Raw genomic sequence first — 15,502 nt, forward strand, 5'->3', positions numbered from 1 at the left:
GAATAACTGCGACCGATGAGCGTTTTAAGGACGCACCCATATCGGTATCATAGAAGCCCACAAAAAAATAAAACCAACCACCTCATCATTGCAATAAGTGATTGAAAAACAAAAATATAAACTATCAGTAACAATAGTATGTTTATTAGTATAATATCTACACCATACCAACACAAGGACTAAAGTCACAGAAAACCTAGGGAATTAACCCTCAGTTATTACATAGCATATCAATAATTATGTCTTTGTCATTGTTTAGAACACTTTAGATATTACGCTGTAGACCTCTGGAGAGCAAATGACCTCTATGGTTTAAGCCAATAAAAGATAAATATTACTTACCAGTCACTTTATTAGAACTTACTTATCTGGCACCGAGCGCACCAACCACTGCAATCATTACCGAGTAATATGGTCGAAGGCTAAGCAGGAGGCTCAGTTGGCTTTTGTCTATGGCAGCGCTTACAATCATGTTATTAATTTTAATCAAATAAGCCAATCGCTATATACCCTCAATTTGTTTTTGAGGTGCTGGTGTCGCTGATTTAGCATCGACTCCTATCTATTTTAGTAAATATTTTTTTAATAAACACCTTTGATTGGTCGTTAATACTGTTTAATTCTTATTCTTTTTTACGGCAGATAGCATTATGGCAACACTTTCCAATGCCGAAAAACGTTTCCTCAAAGCGCTTGTTACGTCGGTCAGTCGCCCACTGAATTTGGCTTGGGCGCTCACCATCATCAGTACGCTATTTTTTGTCTGGCAGGCTTGGTTACTTGCCAGCCTTTTTAGTATTTGGCTGAATAATCATTTTAATGAGTTGCCGCTGTCCACAGGTGTTTCTAACTATTGGTTTGTAGGACTCCTGCTCTGCTTTATGATCCGGCCACTGCTCAACAGTGGACGTGAGCTCATTAGTAGTCGCGCCAGTCTCAAAGTGCGCAGCGAGCTTCGTGAGTCTCTGTTATCGACCATGGCAAAGCTTGGACCAAACCTGCGTTATTTTGGCAGTGACGGTAGTTTGTCTAGCCAGATCATTGACCAAACGGATGCGCTAGATGGCTTTATCAGTAGCTTTAGTGTGCAGCGCAAGGTTGCTACCAGCACGCCTATTATTTTGGTGATTGCTGTAGCATGGCAAAGCTGGATTGCCGCGGCTCTACTATTACTGACTGCGCCATTAGTACCCATATTTATGATACTTATCGGTCATTTAACTGCCCGAAAAAGCGCGGATCAATTCACGGCTCTCGCTCAGCTGAGCGGGCGTTTTTTGGACTGGGTACGTGGTATGCCAACCTTAAAACGTTTGCAAGCCACCGATATCGCAGCTCACGACCTGACTATTAGTAGCGAGGATTATCGTCGCCGCACCATGGATGTACTAAAAGTTGCCTTTTTAAACGGTGCGGTATTAGAGCTCCTGGCTGCCCTAAGTATTGCGTTAGTAGCGGTGTATTTGGGCTTTGGATTAGTCGGTATTTTGCCGTGGGCTAAAGGGGAAGTGCCAGTACCCTATTTTGGCGCTTTGTTTATCTTATTACTAGCGCCTGAGTTTTATGTGCCACTACGCCAGTTGGGTGCCGACTATCATGCCAAAGCGCAAGCGGAGGGCGCGGTACAGAGCCTGCTACCGATTATTGAGGCCGCCAGTATTGAAACGGCTGGTATTGAAAATGCTAAACAAGTGCACTCTGACTCTTTAGATGACCGTAACAATCATGATAATAATAAAAACAAACCTGAAGCTAGTATCCATACCGTAAATCTAACGCCACTAGATGTCTCTCAAGCTTTTGGCATAGCACTATCTAACCTCAGCATCCGCAGCCCGATAGCAACCTCTACCGAACTGGCCAATCAACAAGCAACCGACACCGTAGCCCTCTATCGCACGCGTCTAGCACCTGTTAGTTTTTGTGTAACAGCAGGCGAGCGGGTCGCCCTGATTGGTGATAGCGGCAGTGGCAAGTCAAGCCTACTGCAAGCGCTGATGGGCTTTGTAAACTACGAAGGCTGTATTGAGCTGATTAGCAAAGAGGGTGGGCAGCGAGTCGAGCTTACCGATATCAATCCTGAAAACTTGCGTCAAAACATCGGCTATCTAGCACAGCAAGTGGCACTGATGCCGCTCACGATTGCCCAAAACCTGCGTCTTGCTAACCCTAACGCCACGGAACAAGCGCTGATTGATGCACTTGAGGTGGTGGAGCTATGGGAGTTGATTAAGCGCTTACCTGACGGTATCCATACTCAGCTTGGCGAGCGTGGTCAAGGCTTATCTGGCGGTCAACAGCAGCGTTTGGGTATCGCACAATTGCTACTGCGTGATGACAGTTTATGGCTGCTAGACGAGCCAACCGAGCATTTAGACCCTGATACCGCCCAGCGTATTCATGCCTTACTTGAGAGGGTCAGCCGTCATAAAACCGTTATTTGGATTACCCACGCGCATGAGCAGCTAGATTGGTTAGATAACGTGATTCGACTGTCTCTGCCTATGTCACAACCACTGTCATCGGCAACTAACCATCAGGCACTCAATGCTAATACTGGTATTGGTGCTGACACTAATGAGCACTCTAGCCCGTTAGGAGATAAGCCATGAGCAAAAATATCTCACCTCATCAGTCTGACTATCAGCCTGTAGATAGCAATGCACCAGCCTTTCGCTTACGCGATATGTTCAAGCCCTCGTTTGATTTATGGCTCATCTCATGGCTGCTCGGGTTAATATTTGCCATCTCAATCATTGCGCTGCTGATGATATCAGGCTGGTTTATTACTGGTGCTGCCTTGGCTGGCATGCTGGCTGTTGGCTCACACGCCTTTAACTACATGGTGCCCGCTGGCATCATACGCATGCTAGCCATGGCGCGGACCGCGAGTCGCTATGGTGAACTGATGGTCTCGCATCATGCCGTATTTGATTTATTAAAGACGCTCAGATTGAGGTTTTTTAATCGCTTGGCTGCCCTGCCTTTATTGCAGCAGCGGCACGCTCTGCACGCCTCTCAATATATGCACAGGCTGGTCAGCGATATCGATAAGCTCGATGAGTTTATATTGCGGGTGATCTCCCCTTGGCTGATTAGCACCCTAACGGTGCTGCTATTGGGTGTATTTATCGGTTTTGTGTTGCCTATCAGCGCCATGCTTAAGCTGGTTATTTATACATTGCTCGCTTTTACGCTACTATTGCCGCTTTTGGGCACTTATTTGGGTATTGGGCAAGCACAGCGATTGGCCGAAGTATCGGAAGCACGCCGACATAAGCTCCTTGCGCCTTTAGCGATTATTACCCAACTACTTCTTTGGCAACAATGGCGCGCACAAACCCAAGACTATATCGCTCAGGATAAGGCCTTACAGCATTTAGAATGGCAAACCCAAAAGCAGCGCTCTGGCTATATTTTGGGGATTCAGTGGTTATTTTATTTGAGTATTTTGGTAGTGTTATTCGCTGTTGCCAGCGTTGAGGCCAGTGCCTCTATCAATGTGCCATTAATACTGGCAGTGACACTAGGACTGCTTGGTATTCAAGAGATTGTCGCGCCTTTAGGTCAGCACTATCTTTCACTGGGCAGTAGTATCGCTGCCAAAAATCGCTTAAATGCTTTGCTAAATCAGCAGGCTGATGACGATAATCTAGCAAAAGACAGCGTGAAAAAAGAAGCCGTTACATTACAAACATCCAAACCCTTATTAGCGCTGCCTACGAATGCACTCACCGCAGAGCTTCAGAGCGTTTATGCAAAAATACCCAAAGCTTTGGTTGGCGCGCAAGATGTGAGCGTCAGCATAACATCAGGCACACCGCTCATCATTCGTGGCCCTTCAGGCTGCGGCAAATCGACGTTATTGCAAATGCTGGCAGGTGAGCTGTCACTATTAAAAGGTGAGGTGACTTTAAATGGTGCCGCTTGGCATGATTACGACTGGCGTGATCAGCTCGGCTATTTAGGTCAGCAGCTTGATATCTTTGATCAAAGCTTGGCGGCTAATCTGCGTTTGGGAAAAGCAGATGCCAGTGATGCTGAGTTACTTGCTGCTTTGGAAAAGGTCGGTCTATCGCAGTGGTTACAAGCGCAGCCGCAAGGGCTTGCCACACCACTTGGCGAATATGGTGCGGCAGTATCTGGTGGTCAAGCAAGGCGTATAGCGCTGGCGAGGCTGCTACTAAAACCTCGCAGAGTGCTCTTACTTGATGAGCCATTTGCGGGCCTTGACGCTCAAACTCGTGCACAGGTTTGGCAAAATGTGCGTACGCATCAAAAAGATGACTTATTAATCATCGTTAGCCACCATGAGTGGGATATGGGGCACTGCGAATCGTTAACGCTTGATGAAAGCGTGTTTACTAGCGATGTTTTATAAACGTGCTGATAAATGTATTGATAAACAAAAACCACCTAGACCTATCTAGGTGGTTTTAAGTTTTAGCAGGGCTCTCTTAAATAAGCAGATCTAAGCTGCCACGTTAAACAGCCAAGTCTTCTTTTTCACCAAGCTCATACAATGCGCCTGCACGACCAACGATCAGTGGATCAACATTGCCTACTTGCTTTTGATCTTTATTTTCATATGGCAGCTTATTAAGCACATAGCGCATGGCGTTTAAACGGGCGCGTTTTTTACAGTCCGACTTGATCACAATCCATGGCGACTCCGCGGTATCGGTATTGTAAAACATTGCTTCTTTCGCTAGCGTATAGTCATCCCATTTATCAAGCGAGGCCATATCAATCGGTGATAGCTTCCACTGTTTTAGTGGATGCGCTTCACGCTGGGCAAAACGGCGGCGCTGCTCATCACGACTGACTGAGAACCAAAACTTGATCAGATGCACGCCCGAATCAATCAGATACTTTTCAAAGTCAGGAACTTGCCTCATAAAAGATTCATACTCTTTATCGGTACAAAATCCCATCACGCGTTCAACGCCAGCACGGTTATACCAAGAGCGGTCAAACAATAACATCTCACCTTGAGTGGGCAAATGCTTCACATAACGCTGAAAGTACCACTGCCCTAACTCTTGTTCGGTTGGCTTTTCAAGGGCGACCACTTTAGCGCCACGCGGATTGAGATGTTCCATAAAGCGCTTAATCGTGCCGCCCTTACCTGCTGCATCACGACCTTCAAAGACGATAACAACCTTTTGTCCCGTGTCTCGCACCCAACGCTGTAACTTCAGCAGCTCTACCTGCAAATGATATTTTTGCTTCTCGTAGTTTTTGCGTGACAAACGGTTTTTATACGGATAGCCACCTTCGCGCCAATTATCAGAGAGCTCATCGTCTTTGACGCTGCCTGTCTTTACATAGTTGGCAAGGGCATGCTTAGCAAATATGTCCTTCAGCTTGACCAGATCATCAGGAGAGGCGTCATGGATTAAGGCTTGTAAATGCTCAGAGATACTATCGATATTACCCTCAGCCAAATCTTTGAGTAATACTTGATCAATAGCCTCTTTGGTCTTTACCCGAGAACCTGCTTCTTTCTTTTTAGTTTCGTATGCCTCAATACCTTTTTTATCAGTAACGTAGTCATCACTCACTTTTTCAACTTTACTTGGCTTCTTCGCCATTGCTTACCTCCAAAAATTTAAAAAACACTACAAAAACTCCTGCCTATCATTCATCATATTATAAAAAACTTAGCACAATGGAGTTATTCATTGTTTTTTACAAAAAAAGCAATCTAACTTTTAGTTCAAACATCCTGGCATAAAAAAAGCCACCCAAACGATTTAGGTGGCTTTTCTTTTTATCAAATCTATTAGGGCGTGCTATTCAAACTCTCTTTTTAGCTTTTTAAAAGGCTTAGATCCTTAAGCCTTTTTTACCACTGAAGATTTAAGCTTCATCTGCCCAAAGCCATCAACCTTGCAGTCGATATCATGCCCATCTACAGGATTATCAAGCAGGCGGATACTTCTCACTTTGGTGCCAACCTTGATAGAGGTTGATGAGCCTTTGACCTTTAAGTCGCGAATGACCGTCACCGCGTCACCATCTTGCAGCTCATTCCCTACCGCATCACGAATGATGCTGTCTTCCTCAGCTTGAGCCTCGGCAGCATCAGCTTCAGCAGCCGTCCATTCATGAGCGCACATCGGGCACACTAGTAAGGCACCATCTTCATAAGTATATTCAGCATCACATTTTGGACAATTGGGTAAGCTCATAATTTCCTCGATAGCCGTCAAAATAAGGGTTGTAGTAGATCATTATTGTACCCCAAGTCGCTGACTTTAACCAATCTGCACGCTTGAAATGTAAGCGCTGCGCCCAATCTACAACACATGTATGGCATTTTTTTATGCATCTGTTTTTTGTGTTACTCTACTTTGTAGTCATTCATCTTCGATATACTGGTCTTTGAATATGACCTAAGCGCAATCTTTATTGTGCTCCCTATTTCGATTCTAATAGACGACATACGAACCATAAAATAGAGTACATCCAACTAAATCCATATAATAATGAAGGATAATAACCATGAGTCAATCTTCAAACGTATCTGTATTGCCGCAATTTGCACAATTAACCTTACAAGGCGAGGATGCCGAAAAATTCTTACAAGGTCAGATCACAACTGACGTAACCAAAATCGGGCTCAGCTATCAACCCACCGCACTTAGTAACCTAAAAGGGCGGATTGATTTTGGCCTTTCGATAAAGAAGCAAGACGAAAATCAATTCGACTTGGTCGTTAGTGCTGACTGTGTTGAATCTCTCCAAGCACATTTAAAGAAATACGGTGCTTTTTTTAAGTTTGAGACCAGCACGCCAACGCCAATCTATCCTTGCGTGATTGCTGATGAGCCGACCTTTAGTCATAAAGATGAGCATAATACGGCAGAGGATACCCAAGCTTGGATGCAGAGTAGCATCGCCACGGGTAACTATTGGATAGTAGCGGCAACTCAAGGTCAGTTTCAGCCGCAAGAACTGCGTCTGCACCAGCGCGGCGGTATGGACTATGACAAAGGCTGCTATCTCGGTCAAGAAGTCATCGCTCGCATTTACTTTAAAGCGGCGCCCAAAGCATTTTTGCATTATGTGCAAGGATCAGGTGATGTCCCGGCAGCAGGTGACAAGCTTGATAAAATTCAAGTGGTCAATGCGATTGCTACTGCCGACGGTTTTGAAGCCTTGGTAGTTGCACGCCCAGCACATCTCGATGATAGTGACCTGACTCTATTAGAGTTACCAAAAGCATTGCAAGCTGATATCGCGCGTCCGCAATAGCTGTGTTCAAACCGCAATCAAGCGTCAAATAAGCCGCTAAAACAGCCACTAAGAGATTTTACTCATGACACATATTGCGGTACTCGGAGCAGGCGTGGTGGGTGTGACCAGCGCCTGGTATCTTCGGCAAGCAGGCTATGATGTGACTGTCATTGAGCGTGAATCAGCAGCCGGAATGCAAACCTCGTTTGCCAATGGCGGGCAGATATCCGTCTCCCATGCGACCCCTTGGGCCAATCCTGCTACCCCAATGAAAGCGCTCAAATGGCTGTTTAAAGAAGACGCTCCGCTACTGTATCGTCTGCGAGCTGACAAGGCGCAGCTTAGGTGGGCGATGCAATTCTTGCAAGAGTGCCGAGCAGAACGAGCTGATGCCAATTTGGTGCAAATGGTACGTTTGGGCTTATATTCTAGAGATGCCTTGCAGCAGCTGCGTGCTGATATCGGTATTGATTACGAGCAGCAAACACGCGGTATTATGCACTTTTATACCGATCAAGCTGAGTTTGATGCCGCCATTGCACCAACACAGCGTATGCAAGCGCTAGGCTGCGAACGCCATGTCATCGATATCAATAACGCTGTCAGCCTCGAGCCAGCGCTCTATCCTATTGCCCACAAGCTCAAAGGCGCAACTTATACCAGCCGTGATGAGTCAGGTAATGCGCATCTATTCACCCAGCGCCTAGCTGAGCGCTGTGCCAATGCTGGCGTGCAATTCTTATATAATACCGAGGTGTTGGCGTTAAACGCTGACGCCCACTCTACCCATCCGCATATTCATAGCATGACTATCCGTCCCGCTGGTGAAAATGCGCAAACCTTTAGTGCAGACAGTCATGTACTGGCACTTGGTAGCCATAGCGTCGCATTAATGAAGCCGCTCAATATTCACCTGCCTATCTTTCCTGCCAAAGGCTACTCGGCCACTTATCAAATCAATCCCCGCGCTCCGCATCTAGCACCCTTTGTCAGTCTCATTGATGATGAGTTCAAACTGGTCACATCTCGCTTAGGAGATAAACTGCGGGTTGCTGGGACAGCAGAATTTAACGGCTATAATTTGGATTTGAACACTACTCGCTGTGAAGCCATCACTCGCCGTGTACAGCAGCTATTCCCGAAAGGTATCATTGCTAATTCTGTGCAATATTGGACAGGGCTGCGACCGATGACCCCATCAAACGTACCGTTAATAGGACGCGCGCATAGCGGTCAAGTCCGTCATGGCAGTCAAAATACGAATGCCAGTTTTGATAATTTATGGCTCAATACTGGTCATGGTACGCTTGGCTGGACGCATGCTTGCGGTTCAGCGAAGGCTATTAGTCTGTTAATACAGGGTGAGACACCACCAGTCGATTTTGATTTTGTTGGAGTCAATAAATAAGCGTCATACCCTCTATCTTTTCTGAATCCAAACCCTCTCATTCGTTACTCGTTTTACGTAGCACATGCACAATCTAGATGATTCAATACATAACTATGGTATCCATAACATAGACCTGCAGATAACCATAATTAAGCAACACTGCAAACATTGCTCATACAGACATCATTGCTCAATCTACCTATATTAGATAGCACCAGTTGATTGGTTTAGATGCATAACTGCTGACTGAAGTATGAAAAAGACAGATGGAATAAATGTCTCAATAATGAATCCAAAAATCAAAAAAGGAATCTAATAATGAACGAACATACTCTAAAAGGTGATTGGAACCAACTCAAAGGTTCAGTAAAACAAAAATGGGCCGACTTAACTGATGATGACTTACTACATGTCGAAGGCAGCCGCGATAAGCTAGTCGGCCGTGTGCAAGAGCGTTATGGTCATTCTAAGGAAGAAGCTGAGCGTGAAGTAGACACATGGCGTCGTGAAAATAATTACTAATTTATCTGTAGTATTATGCAAATAAATACAGAATCAAGAAAGCCGCATATAATTATGCGGCTTTTTGTTTGCTCAGGTATTCATACCATAGGCTAGATTGTTTAACAAGACTAGGATATCTAATAAAGACATTAAACTTCATAACGTCCAGACACGATAAAACCGCATAGCAAATGATTGTTATGCGGTTTTATTGTTAACTATCCATGTTAACTATCCATGTTAACTATCACGACTGTAATCTATGCATCCTTGCATAAGGTTCAGTATAATGTGATATTGGGCATCCTACCCTTTTTAGTACAACTATCAGCAAAGGTTTTGCGTCCTTACTTCACTTGCCAGTATCATCCTGATACTAGTTTGTGAATCATTATCCTTAATGCGGTTAACTCAATCCTTGAGTCACATTCCCTAATGCCGTGTGACTATAATGCCAAATTAACACCTTGTTGTTAAGTCGTATTAGCGTCAATGTGTGTAAGCATATGCTTACAAGAGTTTTATAATAAGACGATTTTTATCGGTATTAGATCAACATCTCGCCGACAATACCGACCAAAAACCCTAACGACGCACCAAGCGAGATCAAGTAGCTCTTCTCTAATTTACTCTCAGGGATAATGTCTTGTATCAATAAATACAAAATACCGCCACTGGCAAACATCATTAAATGCGCTGTTAAGTCAGGATGCGCACTTAAGAAAAAATGCCCAATAAGTGCAGAAAAGACTCCCAAAAAGCTTAGGCAAAAAAAGATAATTAAGGTCTTTTTTACACTAAAGCCACTTTGCACCAAATCTCGGAATGAGTTAAATGATTCTGGCAAGTTTTGCAAACCAATAAACACTGCCAACAATAGAGCCATCTGCGGCTCAATCGCAAACACCGCTCCTAAAGCAATAGACTCTGGTATAAAGTCCATCATCATCGCCAATAACGTTGACTGCTGTCCGCCTGACTGTGCAAGCTTACGATCAATAAGCATAAATAGCACAGCACCTAGCAAAAATGAACCTGCAACGTCCCAAATACCAAGCGTCTCCATGCCTTTGGGAACCAATACCAAAGCCAGCGCCGATAATATAATACCAGCTCCAAACGACATTAACGTATGGGTGATCTCATACTTAACTGGACTTTCTTTGACATGATGATTGAATATGTTGGCCAAAATCCCGCCAAGAAACACCGTTGCCCCAGCAAACCCTGAAAACAAGACAAGCTTTAACAGCATGGTTTTTAATCCTTTTATGATAGTTATATACCCACAGCTTAGATACACATAGCTTAGATACACATAGCTTAGATACACATAGCTTAGATACAAATAGCTTAGATGCACATAGCTTAGATACAAATAGCTTAGATAAACATAGCTCAAGTACCTCCAACTTAGGTGTATTCGCTAGATGCTACTGATAGTAGCCCATCTTGTTAACGATAAGTGAACTACTTAGCAGGGCTGACTCACTGCCGTATTGATTTATTACGCAATCCACTGCCTTGTTTACATCTTATTAACGCTAACGACACTTACTATCAAGTTTTACGCTCTATGATGTACATGTAATAAAATATTTCAAGCAGTTCGCTTGTTGCCCTGTCAAGGCTTTAGAACAATTACAGGGGTTGATACAGATAAAAAACAATAAAGGTATAGTCGATTCAATTCGCAAAAACTACAAGGCAACTGAGTGTAGATGTGTACGCAATACTTCAAACGAGGTTAACGCTGTAACTTTTTTATAGTGAGTTGACTACACTAAGCTGTGAGTCATTATAGGAACATGGATATCATGAAATTTACTTCTCGAGCAACGCCTAGACTGACACTCAAAGCTGCCGTGTCAGCTGGTTTGACAGTCGCGCTATTGGGTACTGCTGTTGGTTGCACTGTGACATCAGGCTACGACAACCAACCAGTCTACCGTGATGGCAGCTTTAATCGTGCAAGCCAACAACTGCGCCAAGATCTGCGCCGCAGCGGCTACGATGTGATAAACATCAAGTCTGATGAGTATCGTGGCCGTCAAATACTGATTGCTTATGCTAAAAAGAACAATCAACTGTATGAATTAAAATATACCTATCCTGAACTTAAGCGCATCAGCTCAGTCAAAAAGAGCGGGGCAAACATCTGGCAAGATAATAACGACTATCGTCAAAAAAACCATAAAAATAATGGCAATAGTAAGTATAAGAATAACGGAAATTATAAAAACAACAGTGAGCGAAAGAAGAAAGGTCACGATGTCGAAGATAGGATCAAACAAGAAGCTCGCTATCCTGTCATCAAGCAACGGGCGATTAGAAAGGTCAATGCCATGGGCTACCGTGTCACCGATATCGAGCTGGACGAAAAGAAAAATCGGGCATTTTTTGACATTGAAGCCAAACGCGGTGGACAAGATTATGAGATTGAACTTAGCTACCCTGACCTAAACGTCATAAAACTTAAAAAAGACTAGGCCGTGCTGAACATTCGACCATGGCACTAATGAGGTGACAGCACCGACAACAGAGATATAAAGTTAAGCTTTTGGCATCGCTAACCCTTTGGTGCCTATGGTCAAATAAGCCTACTTTTGGTTTATTTGATCATTTTTTTATCGCGTTATCACAAGCGCTTTTCACAGGATAAGACTTTATGAAAAACAAAAACTTATTAAAACCAGCCATTGCCACTACTATCGTTGCAGCGTTACTGACATTGACAGGCTGTGTCACTGCGCCTGGCTATAATGCTTATGGCGATCTTTATGAAGATGTTTATAAAGACAGCAAGGTCTACAAAAAGCACAAAAAGACCATCAAAGCCATTGATAAAGACATCTATCAACCCGCTATTGAGCAACGAGCGGCCAATATAGTCAGTGGTATGGGCTACCGTGTCAAAGACGTCAAATACAAAAAAGGCGATAGCAAAATCAAAGTAAAGGCCACACGCGGTGGTAAAGACTATAAAATCGATATGGCCTATCCAGGTTATCAGATAATCAAAATAAAATAAGACTGAGTCACCGCTTTTAAAGCTTAAAGATCCAGCACTTCGACGACATCATACGCAGGCGTCTCATAAGGATGCGCCTGCTTTAGTGCCTCAATAACTTTAGCAATATTCGCAGTAGCAACCACCATCTCTACCCGCCATTCGTCAACTTCTTCGAGTCTATCATGGGCACCGATATGTGGATTACTGCCTGCCAAGGGCTTGAACTGCCCCGTTCCCTGCACTTGCCAGCAGCAGTGCTCATAGTTACCGATAGTACCAGCACCTGCAGCAAAAAGTGCCGACTTAACCAGCTCTAAAGCGTTGTCAGGAATAAAAACGGTCAGTTTATACATAGATTGCCCTTATAAAATACGTTTAGCATAAAATTGAAAAACGATAGAAACTGCTATTTTTTCGACAAAGAAGGATGCTCTGTCCACACATAACGTAGCAGCCAGTCTTTGGCATCACTAGCATACTCAATACCAATACGGGGACGCAAGGATACTGGCGGTTGACAACCATCATCCTCCACCCAAACTGCTGACTCTGGGGCGATAGGTTTACCATAGAGAGTGCGATCAATTTGTAGCTGCTTAGTCAGCTTGCCAGGGCCAGCAAACTGCTTGGGATGTGTCAGTTGCTTAGTGGCGCTAAGCAATTGCTCTTCAATCAAACGGTCACTGTCATCGGTCAAAAACCCAGCACGTATCAGTACAGACTCTGGTGACTCTGACGCGCCACTGATGAGATTCAGCATATGATGCACGCCATAAGTCAGATACACATAGAACACCCCGCCCTGCTCGTACATAATCTCAGTACGTGCTGTACGTGTGCTTGCATGTGACTGGCAGGCAGGATCATCTGCACCGATATAGGCTTCTGTCTCAGAGATACGCATGCGCAATATTTTCGCTGTGCCATCAGTATCTATCAACTTTCTACATAGTATTTTACCCACCAATTCAGAGGCAACCACACAGGTTGGACGGGTAAACCATGTTGGCGCTAGCACAGTGCTTGTAGTGGGTTTAGACATGAAAACTCGTTAGCCTGCTTGGATAAACAAACCTTATTATAAGAATAATAAGGCGCCTTAGTCGTGTCTCTTTCTTGATGGTTCAGTTATTTTTTGCACAAAAAAACTGAGCGCGTGGCTCAGTTCTTGTGTTCTACATTATCACATACTTCGATTGAACGCTTAGCTTAAGGGGACACCGATACGCTTAGCCACTTCCTCGTAGCCCTCAATCACATCACCAAGTGACTGACGGAATCGGTCTTTATCCAGTTTTTTCTTAGTCGTTTTATCCCAAATACGGCAGCCATCAGGTGAGAACTCATCACCCAAGACGATACGATCATGGAAGACACCAAACTCTAGCTTGAAATCGACCAATATTAAATCACCAGCATCAAATAGCGCTTTCAATACATCGTTGACTTGATGGGTCAGCTCTTCCATCTTTGCTAGCTGTGCCTGTGTTGCCCAGCCAAGAGAGATAGAAAGTGACTCATTGACCATAGGATCACCAAGCGCGTCATCTTTGTAGAACAGCTCATAAGTAGGCGGCGTCAACGCTTGCCCCTCTTCTAAGCCCAAACGACGAACCAAACTACCTGCGGCAAAGTTACGCACCACGCACTCAACTGGAATCATATCCAAGCGCTTGACCAACACTTCATCTTCAGACAGCTGCTTTTCAAAATGCGTTTCAATACCAGCGTCAGCCAGTTTTTGCATAATAAAGGCATTAAAGCGGTTATTAACCACACCCTTGCGTGCTAATTGCTCGATACGCTTACCATCAAGCGCTGAGGTATCATCACGAAAGTGTAAAATCAAAAGATCATTATCATCTGTTTCATAGACAGATTTGGCTTTGCCTTTATACAGCAGTTGTTGCTTTTGCATTATGGGGGTTCCTGTTCGTTCAAGCTTATGTGGTAAAAACGCGCAGCTACCGCTCAAAAATGAACGGTATGATTAGGGTGTTAAGTTTAATTAGTAGGTGCAGTAGTGATTGGAACGGTACGCTCTGGCTTTGGCAGTCGATACTGTTTGCCAGACTCGTTTTGTAATTGCAGTGTATTTTCACCCAGATTTGGGGTCGGATACAAGGGTACAAACGGAGCGGCTTGTTGCGCTACAGGCATCTCTAGTGGCGCTAACTTTTGGCTTTGTTGATATTCCAAACTGCCATTATCACGCTTACCTAGTACGCCTTTGGCGGTTTGACAACCACTCAGTACTAAGGTGCTGCCTAGAACTAAGGTAAATAGCGCAGTTAAAGTTTTTGATGTCATTAATGATGTCTTCATCATATGCTCTCTCAGAGTTAGCAATCGGTGCCTATATAGACGTGCGCTGACAATATGTCAACTCAATACCTATAAAGGCGTCTTCTAGCCAGATTTTATAGTAAATTTGCCCGTACTATGGCTTGATCGATGGTGGCATGGTGCTGCTCTGCAAGCCATACCAAGGGTAAGCGGATACCTTTATCTATCATGCCCATTTTATACAAGGCATATTTGGCAGGGATAGGGCTGGATTCAATAAACAAATCACGGTGTAAGTGTTTGATGACATCATGTGCGCTGTCAGCAGCAGCGAAATCACCGCGCAAAGCTGCCGTAAAAGTCTCACTCATGGCTTTTGGTGCCACGTTGGCGGTGACTGAAATATTACCACTGCCACCCACCTTCATCAAATCAAGCGCGGTCGCATCATCACCAGAGAGCACAACGATTCTATCACCAACCGCTTTAATCAATTGCTCTCCGCGGCCCACAGAGCCAGTCGCATCTTTAATCGCCACGATATTATCGATATCAGCGAGACGCTCAACGGTCTCTTGAGCGATATCTACGACCGTACGACCTGGTACGTTATAGAGCATCTGCGGCATATCAACGGCTTCAGCGATGGCTTTATAATGCTGAAACAGGCCTTCTTGTGGCGGCTTATTGTAATAAGGCGCTACGAGCAACGCGCAGTCCGCACCAGCTTCTTTTGCGTCTTGGGTCAGCTTAATAGCCTCAAGGGTGTTATTCGCACCTGTACCAGCAATCACAGGCACACGGCCTTTGACATGCTCGACAAAATAGCGAATCACATCGCTGTGCTCTTGCATAGACAAGGTGGCAGACTCACCCGTCGTACCAACCGCAACAAGACAGTGCGTGCCTTGCTCGATTTGCCAATCTATGAGGTCTGCCAGACGTTTATAATCGACCGCTCCGTCAGGATGCATGGGCGTTACCAAGGCTACCATAGAGCCTTGTAGTCGGGTTTTAATATCGTCGTATGCTGTACTCATAACTGTGCCTTACTGGATTATCCTAGC

General features: G+C 44.5%; 15 protein-coding genes. 7 read left to right on the plus strand and 8 right to left on the minus strand.

Going from position 1 to position 15,502, the window contains the following annotated elements:
- The first annotated feature begins 650 nt into the window (after window positions 1-650).
- Both cydD and JMY01_RS11945 read left to right on the plus strand, forming a co-directional pair.
- Window positions 651-2,612, plus strand: a complete 1,962-nt coding sequence (gene cydD / locus JMY01_RS11940) for a thiol reductant ABC exporter subunit CydD (protein ID WP_201576055.1) — start codon at window positions 651-653, stop codon at window positions 2,610-2,612.
- A complete protein-coding gene (locus JMY01_RS11945) occupies window positions 2,609-4,381 on the plus strand; it encodes an amino acid ABC transporter ATP-binding/permease protein (RefSeq protein ID WP_201576058.1) in 1,773 nt (590 codons plus the stop codon). Before cydD ends, JMY01_RS11945 begins: the two co-directional genes overlap by 4 nt.
- Window positions 4,382-4,484: 103 nt before the next feature.
- Here JMY01_RS11945 and ppk2 read toward each other — a convergent pair whose 3' ends face one another.
- On the minus strand, window positions 4,485-5,594 hold the full coding sequence (gene ppk2 / locus JMY01_RS11950) for a polyphosphate kinase 2 (RefSeq protein ID WP_227677906.1): 1,110 nt from the start codon (window positions 5,592-5,594) through the stop codon (window positions 4,485-4,487).
- 243 nt (window positions 5,595-5,837) lie between these two features.
- Complete coding sequence (locus JMY01_RS11955) at window positions 5,838-6,194, minus strand: zinc ribbon domain-containing protein YjdM (protein ID WP_307781403.1); 357 nt, start codon at window positions 6,192-6,194, stop codon at window positions 5,838-5,840.
- A 313-nt stretch (window positions 6,195-6,507) separates the two neighbouring features.
- On the opposite strand from JMY01_RS11955, the gene JMY01_RS11960 reads away from it, so the two are divergent.
- The 3 genes from JMY01_RS11960 (at window position 6,508) to JMY01_RS11970 (ending at window position 9,154) form a co-directional block, all read left to right on the plus strand.
- Complete coding sequence (locus JMY01_RS11960; RefSeq protein ID WP_201576061.1) at window positions 6,508-7,260, plus strand: folate-binding protein YgfZ; 753 nt, start codon at window positions 6,508-6,510, stop codon at window positions 7,258-7,260.
- Window positions 7,261-7,324: 64 nt separating this feature from the next.
- Entirely contained in the window at window positions 7,325-8,650 is a 1,326-nt protein-coding gene (locus JMY01_RS11965; protein ID WP_201576063.1) for a D-amino acid dehydrogenase, read from the plus strand.
- Window positions 8,651-8,950: 300 nt separating this feature from the next.
- Entirely contained in the window at window positions 8,951-9,154 is a 204-nt protein-coding gene (locus JMY01_RS11970) for a CsbD family protein (protein ID WP_201576065.1), read from the plus strand.
- 529 nt (window positions 9,155-9,683) lie between these two features.
- Here the strand turns inward: JMY01_RS11970 and JMY01_RS11975 are convergent.
- Window positions 9,684-10,391, minus strand: coding sequence for a ZIP family metal transporter (locus tag JMY01_RS11975; RefSeq protein ID WP_201576068.1), 708 nt, complete (start codon window positions 10,389-10,391; stop codon window positions 9,684-9,686).
- A gap of 562 nt (window positions 10,392-10,953) precedes the next feature.
- Here JMY01_RS11975 and JMY01_RS11980 point away from each other — a divergent pair.
- Together JMY01_RS11980 and JMY01_RS11985 are read left to right on the plus strand one after the other, a co-directional pair.
- Complete coding sequence (locus JMY01_RS11980; protein WP_201576071.1) at window positions 10,954-11,625, plus strand: hypothetical protein; 672 nt, start codon at window positions 10,954-10,956, stop codon at window positions 11,623-11,625.
- A 179-nt stretch (window positions 11,626-11,804) separates the two neighbouring features.
- Window positions 11,805-12,167, plus strand: a complete 363-nt coding sequence (locus JMY01_RS11985; RefSeq protein WP_201576074.1) for a hypothetical protein — start codon at window positions 11,805-11,807, stop codon at window positions 12,165-12,167.
- A 23-nt stretch (window positions 12,168-12,190) separates the two neighbouring features.
- On the opposite strand, the gene JMY01_RS11990 is transcribed toward JMY01_RS11985, so the two are convergent.
- The 5 genes from JMY01_RS11990 to dapA all read right to left on the minus strand — a co-directional run bounded on the left by JMY01_RS11990 (window position 12,191) and on the right by dapA (window position 15,475).
- On the minus strand, window positions 12,191-12,502 hold the full coding sequence (locus tag JMY01_RS11990; RefSeq protein WP_201576077.1) for a YqfO family protein: 312 nt from the start codon (window positions 12,500-12,502) through the stop codon (window positions 12,191-12,193).
- A 53-nt stretch (window positions 12,503-12,555) separates the two neighbouring features.
- Window positions 12,556-13,191 carry a DNA-3-methyladenine glycosylase gene (locus tag JMY01_RS11995; protein ID WP_201576079.1) on the minus strand — a complete coding sequence of 212 codons (636 nt, stop codon included), beginning with the start codon at window positions 13,189-13,191 and terminating at the stop codon, window positions 12,556-12,558.
- 162 nt (window positions 13,192-13,353) lie between these two features.
- The gene (purC, locus tag JMY01_RS12000) at window positions 13,354-14,067 is read right to left on the minus strand and encodes a phosphoribosylaminoimidazolesuccinocarboxamide synthase (protein ID WP_201576081.1); all 714 of its coding nucleotides are present in this window, start codon (window positions 14,065-14,067) and stop codon (window positions 13,354-13,356) included.
- Between the two features lie 86 nt (window positions 14,068-14,153).
- Window positions 14,154-14,459 carry a hypothetical protein gene (locus JMY01_RS12005; RefSeq protein WP_374220351.1) on the minus strand — a complete coding sequence of 102 codons (306 nt, stop codon included), beginning with the start codon at window positions 14,457-14,459 and terminating at the stop codon, window positions 14,154-14,156.
- Between the two features lie 110 nt (window positions 14,460-14,569).
- Window positions 14,570-15,475 (minus strand): 4-hydroxy-tetrahydrodipicolinate synthase, encoded by a 906-nt coding sequence (dapA, locus tag JMY01_RS12010; RefSeq protein ID WP_201576083.1) that lies wholly within the window; start codon window positions 15,473-15,475, stop codon window positions 14,570-14,572.
- Window positions 15,476-15,502 lie beyond the last annotated feature (27 nt).

The organism is Psychrobacter sp. H8-1, assembly GCF_904846575.1.
GTDB classification, from domain to species: Bacteria; Pseudomonadota; Gammaproteobacteria; order Pseudomonadales; family Moraxellaceae; genus Psychrobacter; species Psychrobacter fulvigenes.